Raw genomic sequence first — 18,374 nt, forward strand, 5'->3', positions numbered from 1 at the left:
GACGGGGAGCCTCAGGCGAGGCGGTTGGGGTCGATCGGGGTGCGGCCACGGAGCAGGATCGCGCCCATCGCGCTGACCGCCACGAGGTACGCCGGCCAGCCCAGGACGACCTTGGCGACGCCGAGGGCCGCCACCTGCTCGGCGAGGTAGAGCGGGACCATGACCGCCAGCCGCACGACGTTGAGGGCGATCAGCACCCAGGCGAGCCGCGCCGCGACCATCACGATGCCCGAGTGCCGGCGCCACCACGTCGGGTTCTCGGCGAACGCCTCGGGCTCGGCCACCCCCACCACGAAACCGAAGAGCGGCCAGCGGGCGAGGTTCGTGACCAGCAGGAGCACGAGCAACCCGGCGTTCTGCAGCATCCCCGGCAGGAAGGCGTCCTCGGCGCGACCCGACCGCAGCGCGAAGAACGCCGAGATGCCCACCCCCGCAGCGGCATACGCGATGAAGCGGGGGCTCTGTCGCTGGACCAGTCGGACGAGCAGCAGCACGGCCACACAGGCACCGGCGACCGCGACGGCGGCGCGCAGGTTCTGGGTCCCCGCCCAGACGAGCGCGAAGGCCAGCGTCGGGACAGCCGACTCGACCGCCCCGCGCCAGCCGCCGAGCGCCTCGGACAGCTTGTCGCGGAGCAGCTCCTCGACGAAGTCGTAGCGGCGCAGGTCGGCCTCGGAGCGGGCGACCCCGTCGCCGTCGTCGGGTTCGGACAGGGCCATGTCGCCGGGAGACTCAGCCATGGGCCTGACCGGCCCTGCCGACGATCTCGTAGGCGGGGTTGAACATCGTCCTCAGCTTGCGCTGGACGGTGATGCGGCCGGTGGCCCGCACCTTGATCCCCGGGACGATGCCGGCGATACGCCGTCGGCCGAGCCACACGAGGTGCAGCGACTCGGTGCCGTCCCACACCTCGACGTCCAGGGCCGGGGTCTCCTCGCGGGGACGCAGGGTCACCGAGCGGACCTCGCCGCAGATGGTGACCTTGGCGCGCAGCCGTGCGTCGCCGATGTGGACCACGCCGAGCAGGTCGGACGACTCGCGACGCAGCTCGGCTGCCTCGAGGTCGTGGGAGGAGCGCGTCAGCCGCTCGGTGAGCCGGCGCAGGGCGCCGGGGTGCCCGGTGGTCACCGGGGCGCCCCGTCCGGTCGGCCTGCGGGGGTCGACGAGGGCCCCTCCTCGCTCCCCCTCGCGCGGCACGGCACGGTCATCATCGGACCTCTGTGATCTCGGGTCCGCGCTCGAAGGGCTTCAGGTCATCGACCCCGGGCCGTCCCGCCTGCTCTGCGCCCTCGGCGTCGCCGACGCCCTCGACCTCACCGCTGGGCTCGGCGTCCGGCAGCCGCAGCGGCAGCAGCTCACGCGGCGGCATTGCCTCGTCGCCCCGGTCGATCACGGTCGTGCGGATGACCTCGTGGACCGCCTGGGCGGCCGCCGCCTCGATGGCGGCTCGACCCGAGACGACCGCGCGCAGGAACCAGCGAGGACCGTCGACACCGACGAACCGGGCCGGCATGAAGACGGTGCGTCCGTCGGGGCCGGCCTGCGGCATCCGCGTCAGCAGCTCCTCGCCGAACTCGCCGGTGAGGACCTCTGCGGTGCCGCCGGCGTCGACGATGCTCGCGGCGATCTCGTTGCGGATGTCGACCCACACGCCCTCGGTGCGGGGGGCGGCGAAGGCCTGCAGCTGCACGGCGGACTCGCCGAGGACCGCCGTCACACCGGTGATCTGCTGCTCCTGCTCGTTGACCTCGAGTCGCAGCTCCATGCCCTGCTGGCCGCGCAGCCAGATGGCGCCGAGGTTGAGGTAGTCGCGGTCGTCCGCGACCTCGGCACGATCGAGCGGTCCGCCACTCCGGCGACCGCCGAGAGCGGTGTCGTCCGCGTCCAGGTCCACGGCGCCGACCGCGTCGTCCGCCGCGACCGCGTCGTCCACGACGTCGTCAGCGCGCTCCACGTCCACGGCACCGGTGTCCGGGCGGTCGTCCTTCGACTTGCCCCGGTTGAAGAATCCCACGTCAATCCGTCCTTTGAGTCCTGCGGCCCGATGGGCATCTCGCCCGACCGGAGAAGTGGTCGTCGTGCCGCTGAGCCAGCGCCCGGCGAACCGTATCCGATGATCACGCCACGCCGGTCGTCTAACCCGGCGTCGGCGAGGCGGCACCACGTGGGGCACCGAGTGAGGCTCCGGATGAGGCACCGAGCGAGGCACCACCGAAGCCGCCGGTCGATCCATGTCCAGTGTCACCCCGACTGGTCTCGTCGAGCGAGTCCACCTCGATGAACTCCACCCTCTCGACGCGCTGGACGACGAGCTGGGCGATGCGGTCGCCGCGTCTGACCTCGAACGGCTCCCGCGGGTCCAGGTTGATGAGGTTGACGAGGATCTCACCGCGGTAGCCCTCGTCGACGGTGCCAGGCGCATTGACGACGGAGATCCCGTGCCGCGCGGCCAGACCGGACCGCGGGTGGACGAAGCCGGCGTGCCCCGGCGGCAGGGCCAGCGCCACCCCCGTCGGGACGAGGGCGCGCTCGCCGGGCTGGAGGGTCACGTCGACACGAGCGCAGAGGTCGGCGCCGGCGTCGCCGGGGTGGGCGTAGGCCGGCGGCGGCAGGTCCGGGTCGACCCGGCGCACCAGGACAGCACAAGGGTCGGTCACGAGGACCGACCCTACTTGCTCCTGAACCTGCCGGTGGCGCGACTGGGGTGCGCTCAGGCCGCGCACTCCGTGCAGATCATCACGCCGTTGCTCTCCTTGGCGAGCTGGCTGCGGTGGTGGACGAGGAAACACCGTCCACACGTGAACTCGTCGGCCTGCTTGGGCAGGACCCGGACCGACAGCTCCTCACCGGAGAGGTCGGCACCCGGGAGCTCGAAGCCCTCGGCCTGCTCTGTCTCGTCGACATCCACGCTCGATGAGCTCTTGTCGACCCGACGGGACTTGAGCTCCTCGATCGAGTCCTCGCTCAGGTCGTCGTCTGTCTTGCGTGGCGCGTCGTAATCGGTTGCCATCTCGTTGTCTCGCTTCTACTCGTGATGCGCCTGCGGCCTGTGACGCGGTGAACGCTCATGGCCTCGTGCTTGTTCCCAAGGGAATTCCCCGGGAGAGCCGCGCAGCCGAGGGCGTTCGGAGGGGTCCGGATGTTGTCCGGGTGCGCGTATGGTGCCTGATCCCCGAGCCGTTGTCACCTTGCCGGAGCCGAGGCCTGAGACTGCTGCGGGACGCCGCGCACCACTCCTACCCTTTTCAGGCCAAGCGCACACCGGCGCTTTGCCCTCCCTCGACCATCGGGCGTGCACATTGGTGGTCTGAAGGCGCGATAGGGTCTGCGGACCCGACCGATCGACAACCCCAGGCCCGGAGGTGGCACCATGACCGAGTTCGTCGACCAGATCAGGCAACGCGTCAACGACGCGCTGGGCGACCTCGCTGACGCCCGGCAGGCCGGTGATGACTACCGCGTGCAGGTGTGCACCGGCGAGCTGGAGTCGTACGCACGGCTCGCGGCCGAGAACGGTGTCCGCGTTCCGGAGCTGGCGCGCTTCGAGGCCGCCTGAGCTCGTCTCTCCCGCTGGCGGCCGTATGCCGTCCGCACCCCTTCCACGAGGAGCGCCCCACCCGCTACGGCCGCGTGGGGCGCTCCTTGCTGGGTCGGCGGACCGGTCAGTCCGGTTCGGGTGCGGCGTCGGCCCCTGGCACGAACAGGGTGCGGACCTGCTCCACCAGGGCGTGCCCTGCCGCGACGGTGAGCATCGTGCCGGGCGGGCCGTCGCGGCGCTCCCCCACGACCACACCGCCGGCCTCCTCGACGATCAGCCAGCCGGCCGCGAGGTCCCAGGCGTTGAGTCCCGACTCGGCATACGCGTCGACGGATCCGTCGGCCACGCGGACGAGGTCGAGGGCGGCACTGCCGATGCGCCGGATGTCGCGTACGAGGGGCAGGACCCGCAGCATGACCTCCGCCTGCCTCGCCCGCACCTCGGAGGCGTAGCCGAAGCCGGTGGCCAGCAGGGTGCGCGCCAGTCGGTCCTCCCCCGAGACCGCCAGCCGCGCCGGGGCGACGCCGCCTGAGGGGTCCTCGGGCGTGGTCCACGCGCCGGTCCCCCGCCCTGCGTGGTGCACCAGCCGCAGCGACGGGTCGGCGACGGCACCCGCCACCGGGAACCAGGCCCCGTGCGTGTGGGGATCGCCGGCGACGACCGCGACGGACACGGCATACGCGGGGATCTCGTAGAGGTAGTTGACGGTGCCGTCGATGGGGTCGATGACCCAGGTGAGGCCGGATGTGCCGGCCACGTCGGCGCCCTCCTCGCCGAGGATGCCGTCGTCGGGACGCGACTGCTGGATCAGGGCGTGCAGCAGCTCCTCGGACCGGCGGTCCATGACCGTGACGACGTCGGTCTCGCTCGACTTCGTCGCCGAGACGCCCACCTTCGGCGGACGCTCGTCACGGACGAAGCCGGCAGCCTCGGTGGCGAAGGTGACGCAGAGCCGCTCGAGCTCGGCGACGGTGACTCCGTCGGGGAGTGCGGGGACGGCCCGGGATTCCGCCATCTCAGTCCCTCCCGCAGAGAGCCGGACGCGCCTGGCGCAGGTTGGGGCAGCAGCCCGGCGCGCACACCGAGGGCATCCGACCCTCGAACTGCGGCACCGTCTCCCCCCGCGCCTCGGCCGCCCGCTCGAGAAGTGCGTCGACGAGGTCGCGCACGAAGCCGGGGTCGGTGCCGACGGTGGGCACGCGCACGTGCGTGAGCCCGAGCTCGTCCGCCGTCTCCTGGGCCTCCGTGTCGAGGTCGTAGACGACCTCCATGTGGTCGCTGACGAACCCGATGGGCGCTGTCACCACCGTCCGTGTGCCGGCTGCCGCGAGCTCGCGCATGCGGTCGTTGACGTCCGGCTCGAGCCACGGCTGGCTGGGCGGGCCCGAGCGGGAGCAGAAGACGAGCTCGCCGGTGAGGTCGCGGCCCAGGATGCGGTTGGCCTCCTGCGTCAGGCGCGCGGCCAGCGCGAGGTGCTGGCGCTGGTAGAGGTTGCCGTCACCGTCGCCCGGGCCCGACGTGTCGTCCATGGCGTCCGGGATCGAGTGGGTGACGAAGAGCAGCGCGAGATCCTCGTCCGGTGCCCCGTCGAGCGCCCGGAGGGCGCGCACGAGCTCGCCGAGGTTCGCCTCGGCGAAGCCGGGGCGCGGGGCGTACTGCGCCACCTTGTCGATCTCGACCGCGATGCCGTCCTCGGCGACCGTCGCGACGGCGTCGGCCAGGTTCTCGCGGTACTGCCGGCAGGAGGAGTACGACGAGTAGGCGCTCGTCGTGAGCGCGACCAGACGGCGGTGGCCGGCGGCGTGGCTCTCGCGCAGCGCCTCGTCGATGAAAGGCTCGCTGTTGCGGTTGCCCCACACGATCGGGGTGTCGATGTCCCGCGAGTCGAGCTCGGCGCGCAGTGCCGCGATGAGCGCCCGGTTCTGGTCGTTGATGGGGCTTCGTCCGCCGAAGTGGTGGTAGTGCTCCCCGACCGCCTCGAGGCGCTCGTCCGGGATGCCGCGGCCCGCGGTCACCCGGCGCAGGAAAGGCATGACCTCCTCGGGGCCCTCGGGACCGCCGAAGCCGAGGAGCAGCACGGCGTCGTAGGGCGCGAGTGCGGACGGCGACGGCTGGGAGGTCGAAGCTGCTTCAGGTGTCATGTCTCTGCCTCGGTGGATGGACTCGGTGGACTCGGTGGACTCGGTGGATGGCCTGGGGTGGGACACGATCGGGTGCCGGAATCTGGCTGGGGCCGGTGTCACGTCGCGCTGGAGCGCAAGGGAGTCGGGGCGTTGAGGTCGAGGCGCACCGCGAGCAGGCGCAGCGCGAAGACGAGGCCCGCGGCGGTCCACAGCACCCAGTCCTGCAGGGAGCCGAGCTGGGCGGCGACGACGACGAGGGCCGCGCCCAGCATGGCGGGCACGGCGTACAGCTCGCGGCGCAGAACCTCGGGGACCTGGCCCGCAAGGAGATCACGGACGACACCGCCACCGACCGCGGTGATGACGCCGACCAAGACGGCGGCGATCGGGGACACACCGTGCGTGGTCACCGCCTTGAGGCTGCCGGCGACGGCGAAGGCGCCGAGGCCGGCCGCGTCGAGGACCCGCACGAAGCGGGTGATCCGCTCGACGCCGGGGTGGTAGACGAAGGTGACGAGCCCGCCCAGGGCGGCCGCGGCGAGCAGGCGCCAGTCGCTGATGCCAACGGGTGGCACGTCACCGATCAGCAGATCGCGCAGGATGCCGCCACCGAGTGCAGCCGCACAGGCCAGGACGAGGACCCCGAACAGGTCGAAGCGCTTCTTGACGGCGACCAGCCCACCGGACAGCGCGAAGACGAACACGCCGACGATGTCGAGGGCGAGCTGCGCGGACGGGAAGGAGGTAGGCATGCCAGGGCAAACGCTACCCGTGCGGCGTGGTCGCTTGGGTGCGTGCCCCGGCCGGTGGCATGCTCGACTGCACGCACACCGGACCCACCTCCCTCCACCGGGATCGCAGGGCCTCGTGCCCGCGTGAACACGCACCAACCAGTACGGCACGACCCGCAGACTCGCCACCGGGAGACCCACGCATGCAGCACCTCAGGCTCGTCGGCGTCCACGAGGACGGACTGCACCTGCTGCTGGCCGACGACGAGGGCAGCCGCTACTCGCTCCCCCTCGACGACGCGCTGCGCGCGGCGGCGCGTCGCGACCGCCCGCGGCTCGGGCAGCTCCAGATCGAGACGTCCGGTGGCCTGCGTCCCAAGGACGTCCAGGCCATGATCCGCGCCGGTATGACGGCCGAGGACGTCGCCGACCGGGCCGGGTGGACGGTCGAGAAGGTCCACCGCTACGAGGGACCGATCCTCGCCGAGCGCGAGCACGTGGCGGGCCTGGCCCGTCAGGTCAGGCTCCGTCCCCGCGGCGGTTCGCACGGGACGGCCCCCACCCTGGACACCAGGGTGACCGAGCGCCTGCGCGCCCGTGAGATCGACGCGGGCAGCGCCCGGTGGGACTCGCGCCGCACCGACAAGGGCGCCTGGACGGTCGTGCTGCTCTTCAACGCCGGCGGCCGCCGGCGAGAGGCGCTGTGGCAGTTCGACCCGCTGGCCCGCACCGTCTCCCCCGTCGACGACGAGGCGCGGTGGCTCAGCGAGGACGAGGACCAGCAGGCGCCCGGCCCCATCCCGGCACCGCACCTGACGGCGTCCACCCGTCCCAGCCGCGTCTACGACGTCGAGGCCGAGGGTGGCGTCGGGGCCTCCGCGACGCGACGGCGCGAGGGCGAGACCGTCGACCTCATGGCCGCCATCCGCGAGCGCAGCTCCCAGCGCGGGCGTCGGCGTCGGCCGAAGTCGGCCGAGGTGCCCGGGCTCGACGAGGCGCCTGAGGAGGCCCTGCCGCTGGAGGAGCTCGCGCGCGACCCCCGCGACGAGCTCCCGCCGCCCGCCCACACGCACCCGGAGGACGACCCCGAGGTCATCAAGACCGGGTCGATGGCCGACCGCGTCGGCGCCGACGCGGCACGGCGCCAGGCGCGCCGCACCGAGCCCACCCAGCCGGTGCGCCAGGCGCGCACCGTGCCGCCGGAGGCTGCAGGCGACGAGCCGACCGGCCGGACCACCGACGACGGCGTACGCCCCGCGGGCGAGGCCGACACGGACGGCGTCGCGGGTGTCGCCAACACCGTCGCCAGCACCGTCGACGACACTCTCGAGACCTCTGACGACGCCCCTTCGGACCTCGGGGCGACGAGCACCATCGGGGAGACCCGCTTCGCCAGGCCGTCCGACGGTTCCGCAGACCGCGAGGAGACCGGGGACGCGAAGGAACCCGAGCAGCCCGAGGACTTCGAGCCCCAGGCCTCTCACGAGCTCGAGCCCGCGGACTCCGCCGAGGCTGACGAGGCCGAGCGACCCGTGGACGCGGATGGTTCCGAGGACTCCGATGTGCCGGACGCCCCCCAGGAGCGGGTCGCCCCTGAGCAGCCACTGCGGCCGGCCGCGCGTCGCCGCGACGGGTCACGACCGTCGCCCCGGTTGCGCGAGGGCGACGAGAGGCGCAGGGCTGCGGACCGAGGAGGCCGCGGCACGCAGAGCACCCCCAGGAGGGACGGCGCGACGGAGGAGCGCGGCAGCGCGCGTGGCGGACGCCACGACCGGGACGACGAGGGCTACGACGTGGTCGAGCAGCGTCCGTCCGCCTCGGCGCCGAAGCCGGCACCCCGCCCCGCTCCTCCGGCTCGCAAGTCCGGCCGCCCCAGCGTGCCGAGCTGGGACGACATCATGTTCGGCCGCAAGAACGACTGAGCCCGGGCCGGAACCCGGCCAAGCGGCATACGCGCCCGTGCCGGGGCTCTCCGTGCGCTCGCTCGACCGTGGCGGGATGGTTGCGGTCCGAGGGTCGAGTCGAGCGCAGCGATCCCGCCGTGGCGGGATCGTTGCGGTCAGGCGCCCGGCAGGGCAGGCGCCGAGGCCGCCTCAGTCCGCCTGGGTGATCGGGAGCGGCGGCGGGACGGGGCAGACGTCGAGGTCGAAGGGCAGGACCTCCGGCGAGACGGCGGCGGCGCGCGCGGCGTGTGAGGTCATCCGGCGCATGTAGTGGCGGCGGCACAGCACCTCGTACTCGACGAGGCCCGAGCTGCCCGGGTTGGTGTCACCGACCACGACCTGCTCGCCCTCGACCACCATGAGCCCGTCCATGACGCGCGCGTTCGTGGTGGCGCGTCGGCCGCACCAGCACAGGGCCTCGACCTGGAGCACCTGGACTTTGTCGGCGAGCTCGATGAGCCGCTTGCTACCGGGGAACAGCTCGGTGCGGAAGTCGGCCGTGATGCCGAAGGCGAAGACGTCGACGTCCATCTCGTCGACGATCCGGGCCAGCTGCTCCACCTGCTCGCACGTGTAGAACTGCGCCTCGTCGCAGATGAGGTAGTCGATGCGGGTCCCGGCGGTGGCGCGGTCGACGATCGCATCCCAGAAGTCGAGGTCGTCGCGGACCTCGAGGGCACCGGTCGACAGGCCCAGGCGCGAGCTGAGGACGTTGGTGCCGGCCCGGTCCATCTTGGTGAAGATGAGGCCCACGCGGCCGCGAGCGCCGTGGTTGTGGTCCATCTGCAGGGCCAGGGTCGACTTGCCGCAGTCCATGGTCCCGGAGAAGAAGACGAGCTCAGCCACGAGGCACCACCCTAGGCGCCGCGGCGCGGTGGCACCACGACCACTGGCACGGCGAGTTCCGCGTCGCTCGTGGACCCGTGCAGGCCCAGCAGGGCCACCACCTCGGGGCGCATCAGCCCCGAGTGCACCACGGCGAAGGACCCCGACGTGACGACGACGAGGTCGCCGACTCGTGCCTCGACACCCGGTCGGACGGGGCCGATCCAGCCCTCGTCGACCACCTGTTCGCGGGTGAGCACCCGGACGCGGTCGCCGAATCGTGAGGCCCACGCAGTCTCGACGTCGTGTGCCGCACCGGGCTCGGTGTAGAGCTGCAGGTTGCGCGGCTCGCCGCCGAGGTGGCGCACGCCCGCCATCAGGGCCGGCTCGGCCACCAGGTCGACGCGGTCCTCGAAGGGGACGTCGGTCATGCCGTGGTCGGCGGTCACGACGACGGAGGTGTCGTCCGGCACGCGCGCGGTCAGCCGGCGCAGCTCGGCGTCGACGGCCTCGACCTCGTCGCCCCACTGCCAGGACTGGCAGCCGTGGACGTGGCCGACCTTGTCGACGTCGCCCCAATAGAGGTAGACCAGCGAGCGTCGGGTCGCCCGCACCGCGGCGACGGCGGCATCGACCCGGTCGTCGAGCGACCGGGCGGCACGGAACCGGCCGCCGCGGAGCGCCGCCGTGGTCAGCCCGGACCCGTCGAAGTAGTGCGGCCCCACCATGGTCACCGACACGCCGTCGTTCTCGGCGGCCTCGAACACCGTCTCGTTGGGCTGCCAGGCGCGCGCGTCGGGCCCGTCCTCCCAGGACAGCTCGTTGAGCAACCGGTCGGTCGCCGGGTCGAGGACCTGCATCCCGACCAGTCCGTGGGCTCCCGGAGGCAGGCCGGTGCCGAAGGTCCCCATCGAGGTCGCCGTTGTCGTCGGGAACCCGCACGGGACCCGCCTCGCCGTCGGGAGCAGGCTGCGCAGGAACGGCGCGTGGCCGCTGCGCTGGCGCAGCAGGTCGTAGCCGAGGCCGTCGACGAGCACGACGACCGTGCGCGGCGCGGCAGGCAGCCCGAAGACGTCGCGGCCGGCATACCGCTGCACGCCGAGCCGGTCGGCGACCGACGGCAGGACGGACGCGAGCGTGCCGGCGGACCAGTCGATGGGCTTCTGCGTCCCGTCGGCAGGCTCGGTGCTCACGGTCGGGTCAGCGCACGGTGCCGGTGCCGATGCTCGCGGAGAGCACCCGGGCGAAGTGCATCGCGCGACCGACGGCGTCCTCGCCGTCGGCGGCGGAGCTGATGCGAAGCGAGATGTCGTCGGAGGCGATGGTGCCCTCGAAGCCGTGGTCGGCGGTGCAGTCGGGGTCGCCGCACTGGGCCGGGATCATGTCCAGTCGGCTGACGGCGCCCCACCCGAGCGTCAGCGTGAGGTCGCGGCCGTGCGTGCCGGGCGTGAAGGAGTCAGGCTGTGCCACGACGTGGGTCAGCATGACCCCGCGGACGGCCGCGAGCGGCACCGTCTCGGTGGTCGCCGTGGCCATCAGCTTGTCCTCGGACTCGGCGTGGTCGTCGGCGTGGGCGATGACGAGACGCAGCGGCGTGACGACGAGGACGGTGACGTGCCGGCGCACCGTCTCGTGGTCGAAGGTCGTCTCCTGGTGCACCAGGTGGGCGACGACCTCGTCGTCCGCGACGGCCGACTCGACGACGTCGCACACCAGCGACGGGTAGTACCCGGCTCGCGTGATGGCGTCGGTGAGGTCGTCGGGAAGGGTCCGGCCGGTGCCGGGGGTGGCGCTTCGCATGCGCCTATCCTTGCACCCGCTCGGGCGAGCACCGGCCATCCACCCACAACCCTGCCGGCCTCACGTCATGCGGCGACGGCCCGGGTCCTTCCGCACGAGTGCCGGCCGCACGACGACCTCGGCGCCGAGCACGTCGACGCCGCCCGTCCACGCGTTGACCGGGTTGAGCTCCACGGAGGCGAGCTCCGGGTGGTTGTCGGCCATGACCGACAGGCGCGCCACGAGGTCGGCGAGCGCGGCCCGGTGCACCGGCGCGGACCCGCGGTGGCCGTTCAGCAGCGGCGCCGCCTTCACCCCGTCGATGAGGTCGGTCACGTCGACGTCGGTCAGCGGCGGGACGCGGTACGCGACATCGCCGAGCAGCTCCGTGGGCGGACCCGCCACGGAGAAGCTGATGACCGGGCCGAAGAGCGGGTCCTCGGTGGCGCGGATGACGCACGAGACGCCGGGCACGGCCATGCGCTGCACGACGAACCGGTCGGCGCCGAGCGGGCCCAGCCGCTGGGTCAGCGATGCGTGGGCGTCGCGCACGGCCTCGGCGTCGACGAGGTCGCCGCGCACGCCGACGAGGCCCGGCTGGTGGCGCACGACCGGGGAGGTCGACTTCAGAATGACCGGGTAGGTCAGCGCGTCCGCGGCGGCGACCGCCTCGTCGACGCCGACGACCTCGACAGCCGGCCACACGCGTATGCCGTAGGTGCCGAGCAGCTCGCGGGCCTCGTCCCGCGTGAGCACGCGCCCCTGCGGGCTGTCGGCGAGGAAGGCGTCGATGAGTGCCTCGGCACGCAGCCGGTCGATGCCCACCGGGGAGACCTGGGTGCCACGGTCACGCTGGCGCCACAACGCATACCGGGTGACGGCGTTGAGGGCGCGGATGCCGTCCTCGGGCATGGAGTACGCGGGCACGGACCGCCGCACGCCGCCCTGCTCGTAGGACAGGCCGTCGCCGACCCCACGCATACCGAGGAACGTTGCGACACAAGGCTTCTCGTGGTGCGCGACGACCTCGCGCACCGCGGCGTGGACCTCCTCGTCCTGGGTCACGAGGGGCGGGATGAAGGCGGCGACGACGCTGTCGACGTCGGCGTCGGCGAAGGCGGCGTCGAGGGCGGCCGCGAACTCCTCGGCCGACGCCTGCGGCGGCAGCGAGACGGGACCGTGGGTCACCCTCAGCCCCCAGCTCAGGCACGCGCTCGCGCTGAGGGCACCGAGCGCGTCGGAGTTGCCGACGATGGCCACCCGGTCGCCCTTGGGCAGCGGCTGGTGGAGCGTCAGCTGGGCGACGTCGAAGAGCTGGTGGACGTTCTCGACCCGGATGACGCCCGCCTGGCGCAGCAGCGCGCGAAACGCCTGCGGCGGCACGTTGGTCACCCGGGTGCGGTGCCCGGGAGGGGCCGCGAAGCTCGACACGCCGGAGCTGACGACGATGACCGGCTTGACCGTCGCGAGGTGCCGCGCGATCCGCGAGAACTTGCGAGGGTTGCCCATCGACTCGAGGTAGAGGCCGACGGTGTCGGTCTCCTGGTCGTCGATCCAGTACTGCATGAGGTCGTTGCCGGAGACGTCGACGCGGTTGCCCGCGGAGGCGAAGACCGAGATGCCGAGCCCGCGCCGGGCCGCCGAGGCGAGGACCGCGACCCCGAGGGCGCCGCTCTGGGCGAAGAGGCCGAGCCGGCCCGGCCCCGGGATCACCGAGGCCAGCGTGGCGTTGAGGCGCACGTCGGGGTCGTTGTTGACCAGGCCGAAGCTGTTGGGACCGACGACCCGCATGCCGGCCCGGCGCACCCGCCGGCGCAGCTTCTCCTGCAGGCGCACGCCCTCCTCCCCTGCCTCGGCGAAACCGGCCGACATCACGAGCAGCGCCTTGACTCCCGCCTTGCCGCAGTCCTTGACGACGTCGAGGGCCCGGGCCGCCGGCACGACGATGATCGCCAGGTCCACGGGCGCGGGGACGTCATGGATGCTCGGGTAGGCCTTGACGCCCTGGATCCGCTCGGCCTCGCGGTGGATCGGGTAGAGCTCGCCTTGGTAGCCGGCGGCGAGGATGTTGCGCATCACCAGGGCGCCGATCGACTCCGCGCGCCGGCTGGCGCCGATGATCGCGACCCGCTCCGGGAAGAGGATCGTGCGCATGCTCCGGGACTCGGCGCGGTGCTCGCGGGAGAGCTGGACCGCCTTGCTCCTCTCGGTCGGCGAGATGTCGAAGGAGACCTCGACGACGCCGTCCTCGATGTGGTGCTTGACCTCGTAGCCCGCCTCCTTGAAGACGGTGAGCATCTTGCGGTTCTGGGGCAGCACCTCGGCGACGAACCGGTTGATGCCCAGCTCCTGCGCGATGGCGGCCAGGTGCTCGAGCATGACCGAGCCGATGCCCTTGCCCTGGTACTGGTCCGAGATGTTGAAGGCGACCTCGGCCGAGGTCGGGTCGATCCGGTCGAAGCGGCCGATCCCGATGATCTCGCCGTCGAGGGTCGCGACCAGGGCCACGCGGTCGTGGTGGTCGACGTGGGTGAAGCGGTGGATGTCGCGCTCGCTCAGCTCGCGGAGCGGCGCGAAGAATCGCAGGTAGATCGACTCAGCCGACTGCCGGCTGTGGAACTGGCGTATGCCGTCCGCGTCGTCGGGCGTGATGGGCCGGATGTGCGCCACCGTGCCGTCGCGCAGGACGACGTCGGCCTCCCACTCGACGGGCGCGCCGGTGGCCCGCGCGGCGACGCGCTCGATCACGTCGGTGTCGTCGCTCGGCTCGCCGCGCTCCATGCGCTCATCGTGCCACGTCGCGGCTGCTGTCCCCCGCTGGTGACAAAGTGGTCACATGGAGTTCACCGAAGTCGTCCGCGCCCGCCGCATGGTCCGCCGCTACGACTCGGAGCGCGCGGTGCCGCGCGAGGTCGTCGAGCGCTGCCTCGACAACGCGGTGCGCTCTCCCAGCGCGGGCTTCAGCCAGGGCTGGGACTTCCTCGTGCTCACGACGGCGGCCGAGCGGGACGCCTTCTGGGCAGCCACGACGGAGCCGGGCGGGACGAGCGATCCGTGGCTGGACGGCATACGCGCTGCTCCGGTGCTCGTGCTGTGCCTCTCGCACAAGGACGCCTACCTCGACCGCTACGCCGCGCCCGACAAGGGCTGGACCGACCGCGACGAGGCGCGCTGGCCGGTGCCCTACTGGGACGTCGACACCGGCATGGCCTCGCTGCTCATCCTCCTCACGGCCACCGACGAGGGGCTCGGCAGCCTCTTCTTCGGCGTCCCCCCCGAGCGGCACGCCGCCGTCCGCGAGGCGTTCGGCATCCCCGCCAACCGCAGCCTCGTCGGGGCCGTCTCGATGGGGTATGCCGTCCCGGGGCCCAGGAGCCCGAGCCTGCGAAGGCACCGCCGCACCGGCCGAGAGGTCGCCCACTGGGGCCGTTTCGGCGTGGCAGGTGAGGAGGCGTGAGCGGCCTGCGGGATGATGGGGCGTTGACCCGCTAGCGGCAAGGAGCACCACCCGGCATGGCCCGTCGAACGACCACCCCGCCTCCGCCCGAGGACTTCGAGGAGAAGATCGTCGGGATCGACGTCGAGGAGGAGATGCAGAACGCCTTCCTCGAGTACTCCTACAGCGTCATCTACAGCCGGGCGCTGCCCGACGCCCGCGACGGCCTCAAGCCCGTGCAGCGGCGGATCCTCTACGGCGCCAACGAGCTGGGGCTGCGCCCCGACCGCGGCCACGTCAAGAGCCAGCGCGTCGTCGGCGAGGTCATGGGCAAGTACCACCCGCACGGCGACCAGGCCATCTACGACGCCCTCGTGCGCATGGCCCAGCCCTTCACGCTGCGCCTGCCCCTCATCGACGGCCACGGCAACTTCGGCTCCCTCGACGACGGGCCGGCCGCGGCGAGGTACACCGAGGCGCGCATGGCCAGTGCCGCGCTCCTCATGGTCGCGGGTCTCGACGAGGACACCGTCGACTTCGTCCCCAACTACGACGACACCCAGCTCCAGCCGGGAGTGCTGCCCGCGGCATACCCGAACCTCCTCGTCAACGGCGCCGCCGGCATCGCCGTCGGCATGGCCACCAACATGCCGCCGCACAACCTCGTCGAGGTGATCGGCGCCGCGCGGCACCTCATCGCCAACCCGACCTGCTCGCTCGAGGACCTCATGAAGTTCGTCCCCGGGCCCGACCTGCCGTGCGGTGGCAAGGTCGTCGGGCTCGAGGGCATCCGCGACGCCTACCTCACCGGACGCGGGAGCTTCCGCACCCGGGCGACGGCCCGGATCGAGTCGATCACCCCGCGGCGCAAGGGCATCATCGTCACGGAGCTGCCCTACCTCGTCGGCCCCGAGAAGGTCATCGACAAGGTCAAGGACCTCGTCCAGGGCAAGAAGCTGCAGGGCATCGCCGACCTCAAGGACCTCTCCGACCGCGCCCACGGCCTGCGGCTCGTCATCGAGGTCAAGAACGGCTTCAACCCCGACGCGGTCCTCGAGCAGCTCTACAAGCTGACGCCGATGGAGGAGAACTTCGGCATCAACAACGTCGCGCTCGTCGAGGGCCAGCCGCGCACCATGGGGCTCAAGGAGCTGCTGCGCGTCTACGTCGACTTCCGCACCGACGTCGTGCGGCGGCGGACCGCCCACCGCCTCGCCAAGCGCGAGGAGCGGCTGCACCTCGTCGAGGGCCTGCTCATCGCGATCCTCGACATCGACGAGGTCATCCAGGTCATCCGCTCCTCAGACGACGCCGCCACCGCACGCGGACGCCTGATGGACGTCTTCGACCTGACCGAGGTCCAGGCGACCTACATCCTCGACCTGCAGCTCCGCCGCCTGACCAAGTTCTCCCGGATCGAGCTCGAGAACGAGAAGACCGACCTCGAGCGCGCGATCGAGGAGCTGCGGGCCCTGCTCGAGAACGAGAAGCTGCTGATGCGGCTCGTCTCCACCGAGCTGGCCGAGGTCGCCAAGGCCCACGGCACGCCGCGGCGCACGGTGCTGCTCGAGAGCTCGGGGGCCAGCGCCGCCGCGTCGGCCACCTCGCCCCTGGAGGTCGCCGACGACCCCTGCTGGGTGCTGCTGTCGTCCACCGGCCTGCTCGCCCGCACTGGCACGGCCGACCCGGTGCCGGCCGAGGGATCGCGCTCCAAGCACGACGTCGTCATCGGCGCGGTGCTCACCAGCGCCCGTGGCGAGTTCGGCCTCGTGACCTCTGCCGGGCGCATGGTCCGGCTCTCCGCGCTCGACCTGCCGACGCTCCCCCCGACCAACGGGGCGCCCACGCTGTCGGGCGGCGCGCCGCTCGCAGCCTACGTCGACCTCGGCAAGGGCGAGGAGCCGATCACGATCGTGCCGATCGGCGAGCAGGCACCCGTGGTGGCGCTCGGCACCGCGGCCGGTGTGGTCAAGCGCGTGACACCCGACGCGCCGAAGAGCAACGACTGGGGCCTCATCGGACTCAAGGACGGAGACCGGGTCGTCGGCGCCGGCGTGGCCGACCGTGACGACCTCGACCTCGTCTTCGTCACGAGTGACGCCCAGCTGCTGCGGTTCCGCGCCGGGACCGTGCGGCCGCAGGGCCGCAGCGCCGGCGGCATGGCCGGCATCAAGCTGGGCGCCGGGGCCCGGGTGACCTTCTTCGGCATCGTCGACCCCGCACGCGAGGGCGTCGTCGTGACGTCCGCCGGTTCGTCGGGCGCGCTCCCGGGGACGCAGGGCGGCTCGCTCAAGGTCACGCCGTATGCGGAGTACCCCGCCAAGGGGCGCGCCACCGGAGGCGTGCGCTGCCACCGCCTGCTCAAGGGCGAGGACACCCTCGTCCTCGCCTTCGCGGGCAACACGCCGGCCCGGGCCGCAGCCGCCAACGGCGTCGCCATCGAGCTGCCCGCAGCCGACGGCCGCCGCGACGGGTCGGGTCTGCCCACGACGACCGTGATCGCCCACGTCGCTGGACCGCCGCCGCAGGCGCCGGCCGCGTCGGTGGACGCTGCCGGCGGGCCGGACGACAGCACCGCCGGCGCGACGCCGGACGACGGCGGCAGCGCGTGAGCGGGGCCACCGCGGACACCGCGGGCGACGGCGTGGGCGACGTGGCCGATGTGGGCACCGAGGCCGATGTGGGCACCGAGGCCGGCCTGGGCGACGAGGCCGGCGTGGGCGACGAGGCCGGCGCAGACGGCGGTGGCGACACCGGTGGTCATGCTGCCCAGCGAGTCGTGGCGGAAGCCGCTGCGGCGGCGTCGGCGAAGGTGGCCGATGTGGTCGGCTCGATCAAGGACGTCCTGGGCGCGTCGAGCTCCGCACCCGAGGCCGGCACGACGGAGTCGCCCGAGAACGTCGAGACCGGCGAGGAGGTCGACGCAGCTCCAGCCGCGGCGGCTGGGGATCCACCCAGTGGCTCGGAGTCGTCCTCTACCGTCGGCGGGGACGCGTCCGAGCAGGGAGTGCACCCGGCCACCGTCGGGCACGGCACCCTGTCGTCCGAGGCCTGCTCCGTGCAGTGGGACCGCGACGGCACCAGCGCCTACGGCACGGCAGCGGTCGCCCGCTTCTTCGTCGCCGTCGAACAGCCGGGGCCCTGGGGCCGTGACGCCGCCCGCGAGTCCAGCCTCGACCACGAGCTCGGTGCCGAGCTGGACGCCCGGACGAGCGGTGCCGGCGGGCGGTTCATGCTCATCCGCCGGCCCGGCGGACACCCGGCCAAGCCCGGTCCGCGTCACGTGCTCGTCGCCTACGCAGGGGCGCGCCCGGCAGACGCCTGGCTCCTCACGGCCCTGGTCCCGGACGTCGGCGACCTGCTCGGTCTGGACTGGGGCGCCCTCGCTCGCGGCAGCCGCTCGCTGGTCCAGGCGTCCCTGCTGGGGTCCCAGCCGGCCGAGCCCGCCCTGCTGGTGTGCACCAACGGGCGACGCGACGTGTGCTGCGCGGTCCGGGGACGGCCCCTCGCCGCGCATGCCGCCCGCGTCGCCCCGGGGCGCGCGTGGGAGGTCTCACACACCGGTGGCCACCGGTTCGCGCCGACGGCAGTGCTCCTGCCCTGGGGCCAGACGCTCGGCCGGCTCGACGACCACGCCTGCGAATCGGTCCTCGCGACGAGCGAGACGGGACAGCTGCCGCTCGAGCTGTTGGGCCCCATCCACGACCGCGGCCGTTCGGCGGTCCCCGGTGCGTCGCAGTGTGCCGAGTCGCACGTCCGGGTGGAGACGGGCGAGACCCGGCTGGCCGCGCTCTGGGCGAGCGAGCCGGAGCCGGTCGACGACGGCTCCGAGGTGATCGTGACCCACGCCGACGGCCGCCGGTGGCGTGTCCACGTCACGCGGGAGCCGGTCGGGCTCATGCGCCCCGAGTCCTGCGGCAAGAATCCGGTCGACGTCCTCGAGTACCGGGCGACCACGCTGGAAGCCTGGTTCTAGACACCGCCCGTCTGGTCCCAGCC

The 18,374-nt window shown here is 72.8% G+C and carries 17 protein-coding genes; 5 read left to right on the forward strand and 12 right to left on the reverse strand.

Annotated elements, in window-relative coordinates; genetic code table 11:
• Positions 1-11: 11 nt before the first annotated feature.
• The 5 genes from LQK93_RS19250 to LQK93_RS19270 all read right to left on the reverse strand — a co-directional run bounded on the left by LQK93_RS19250 (position 12) and on the right by LQK93_RS19270 (position 3,010).
• Entirely contained in the window at positions 12-740 is a 729-nt protein-coding gene (locus tag LQK93_RS19250) for a DUF3159 domain-containing protein (RefSeq protein ID WP_374969368.1), read from the reverse strand.
• Positions 733-1,197: an OB-fold nucleic acid binding domain-containing protein gene (locus LQK93_RS19255; RefSeq protein WP_374969369.1), complete on the reverse strand. Its 465-nt coding sequence runs from the start codon at positions 1,195-1,197 to the stop codon at positions 733-735. Before LQK93_RS19255 ends, LQK93_RS19250 begins: the two co-directional genes overlap by 8 nt.
• 10 nt (positions 1,198-1,207) lie before the next feature.
• Positions 1,208-2,014: a DUF3710 domain-containing protein gene (locus LQK93_RS19260; RefSeq protein WP_374969370.1), complete on the reverse strand. Its 807-nt coding sequence runs from the start codon at positions 2,012-2,014 to the stop codon at positions 1,208-1,210.
• Positions 2,015-2,135: 121 nt separating this feature from the next.
• On the reverse strand, positions 2,136-2,657 hold the full coding sequence (gene dut / locus LQK93_RS19265; RefSeq protein WP_374969371.1) for a dUTP diphosphatase: 522 nt from the start codon (positions 2,655-2,657) through the stop codon (positions 2,136-2,138).
• A 53-nt stretch (positions 2,658-2,710) separates the two neighbouring features.
• Complete coding sequence (locus LQK93_RS19270; protein ID WP_374969372.1) at positions 2,711-3,010, reverse strand: DUF4193 domain-containing protein; 300 nt, start codon at positions 3,008-3,010, stop codon at positions 2,711-2,713.
• Between the two features lie 360 nt (positions 3,011-3,370).
• Between LQK93_RS19270 and LQK93_RS19275 the strand changes: the two genes are divergently transcribed.
• On the forward strand, positions 3,371-3,556 hold the full coding sequence (locus tag LQK93_RS19275; RefSeq protein ID WP_343993610.1) for a hypothetical protein: 186 nt from the start codon (positions 3,371-3,373) through the stop codon (positions 3,554-3,556).
• Positions 3,557-3,662: 106 nt separating this feature from the next.
• Here LQK93_RS19275 and LQK93_RS19280 read toward each other — a convergent pair whose 3' ends face one another.
• The 3 genes from LQK93_RS19280 to LQK93_RS19290 all read right to left on the reverse strand — a co-directional run bounded on the left by LQK93_RS19280 (position 3,663) and on the right by LQK93_RS19290 (position 6,413).
• The gene (locus LQK93_RS19280; protein ID WP_374969373.1) at positions 3,663-4,553 is read right to left on the reverse strand and encodes an inositol monophosphatase family protein; all 891 of its coding nucleotides are present in this window, start codon (positions 4,551-4,553) and stop codon (positions 3,663-3,665) included.
• Between the two features lies 1 nt (position 4,554).
• Positions 4,555-5,679, reverse strand: a complete 1,125-nt coding sequence (locus LQK93_RS19285; RefSeq protein WP_374969374.1) for a ferrochelatase — start codon at positions 5,677-5,679, stop codon at positions 4,555-4,557.
• 98 nt (positions 5,680-5,777) lie between these two features.
• Positions 5,778-6,413 carry a trimeric intracellular cation channel family protein gene (locus LQK93_RS19290; RefSeq protein WP_374969375.1) on the reverse strand — a complete coding sequence of 212 codons (636 nt, stop codon included), beginning with the start codon at positions 6,411-6,413 and terminating at the stop codon, positions 5,778-5,780.
• Positions 6,414-6,595: 182 nt separating this feature from the next.
• On the opposite strand from LQK93_RS19290, the gene sepH reads away from it, so the two are divergent.
• Complete coding sequence (gene sepH / locus LQK93_RS19295; protein WP_374969376.1) at positions 6,596-8,314, forward strand: septation protein SepH; 1,719 nt, start codon at positions 6,596-6,598, stop codon at positions 8,312-8,314.
• A 171-nt stretch (positions 8,315-8,485) separates the two neighbouring features.
• On the opposite strand, the gene LQK93_RS19300 is transcribed toward sepH, so the two are convergent.
• The 4 genes from LQK93_RS19300 to LQK93_RS19315 are packed head-to-tail and all read right to left on the reverse strand — an operon-like array spanning position 8,486 to position 13,720.
• Positions 8,486-9,181: a thymidine kinase gene (locus tag LQK93_RS19300; protein ID WP_374969377.1), complete on the reverse strand. Its 696-nt coding sequence runs from the start codon at positions 9,179-9,181 to the stop codon at positions 8,486-8,488.
• Between the two features lie 11 nt (positions 9,182-9,192).
• Entirely contained in the window at positions 9,193-10,353 is a 1,161-nt protein-coding gene (locus LQK93_RS19305) for an alkaline phosphatase family protein (RefSeq protein WP_374969378.1), read from the reverse strand.
• A gap of 7 nt (positions 10,354-10,360) precedes the next feature.
• A complete protein-coding gene (locus LQK93_RS19310; protein ID WP_374969379.1) occupies positions 10,361-10,960 on the reverse strand; it encodes a DUF5998 family protein in 600 nt (199 codons plus the stop codon).
• Between the two features lie 60 nt (positions 10,961-11,020).
• Positions 11,021-13,720: a GNAT family N-acetyltransferase gene (locus tag LQK93_RS19315; protein ID WP_374969380.1), complete on the reverse strand. Its 2,700-nt coding sequence runs from the start codon at positions 13,718-13,720 to the stop codon at positions 11,021-11,023.
• A 55-nt stretch (positions 13,721-13,775) separates the two neighbouring features.
• Here LQK93_RS19315 and LQK93_RS19320 point away from each other — a divergent pair, with 55 nt between their 5' ends.
• From LQK93_RS19320 to LQK93_RS19330, 3 genes are read left to right on the forward strand one after another with little or no spacing between them, the layout of a single operon-like run.
• Positions 13,776-14,396 (forward strand): nitroreductase family protein, encoded by a 621-nt coding sequence (locus LQK93_RS19320; protein ID WP_374969381.1) that lies wholly within the window; start codon positions 13,776-13,778, stop codon positions 14,394-14,396.
• A gap of 56 nt (positions 14,397-14,452) precedes the next feature.
• On the forward strand, positions 14,453-16,987 hold the full coding sequence (locus tag LQK93_RS19325) for a DNA topoisomerase (ATP-hydrolyzing) subunit A (protein WP_374969382.1): 2,535 nt from the start codon (positions 14,453-14,455) through the stop codon (positions 16,985-16,987).
• On the forward strand, positions 16,984-18,351 hold the full coding sequence (locus tag LQK93_RS19330) for a sucrase ferredoxin (RefSeq protein ID WP_374969383.1): 1,368 nt from the start codon (positions 16,984-16,986) through the stop codon (positions 18,349-18,351). Before LQK93_RS19325 ends, LQK93_RS19330 begins: the two co-directional genes overlap by 4 nt.
• Positions 18,352-18,374: the final 23 nt, after the last annotated feature.

The organism is Terrabacter sp. BE26 (assembly GCF_041941675.1).
GTDB lineage: Bacteria > Actinomycetota > Actinomycetes > Actinomycetales > Dermatophilaceae > Terrabacter.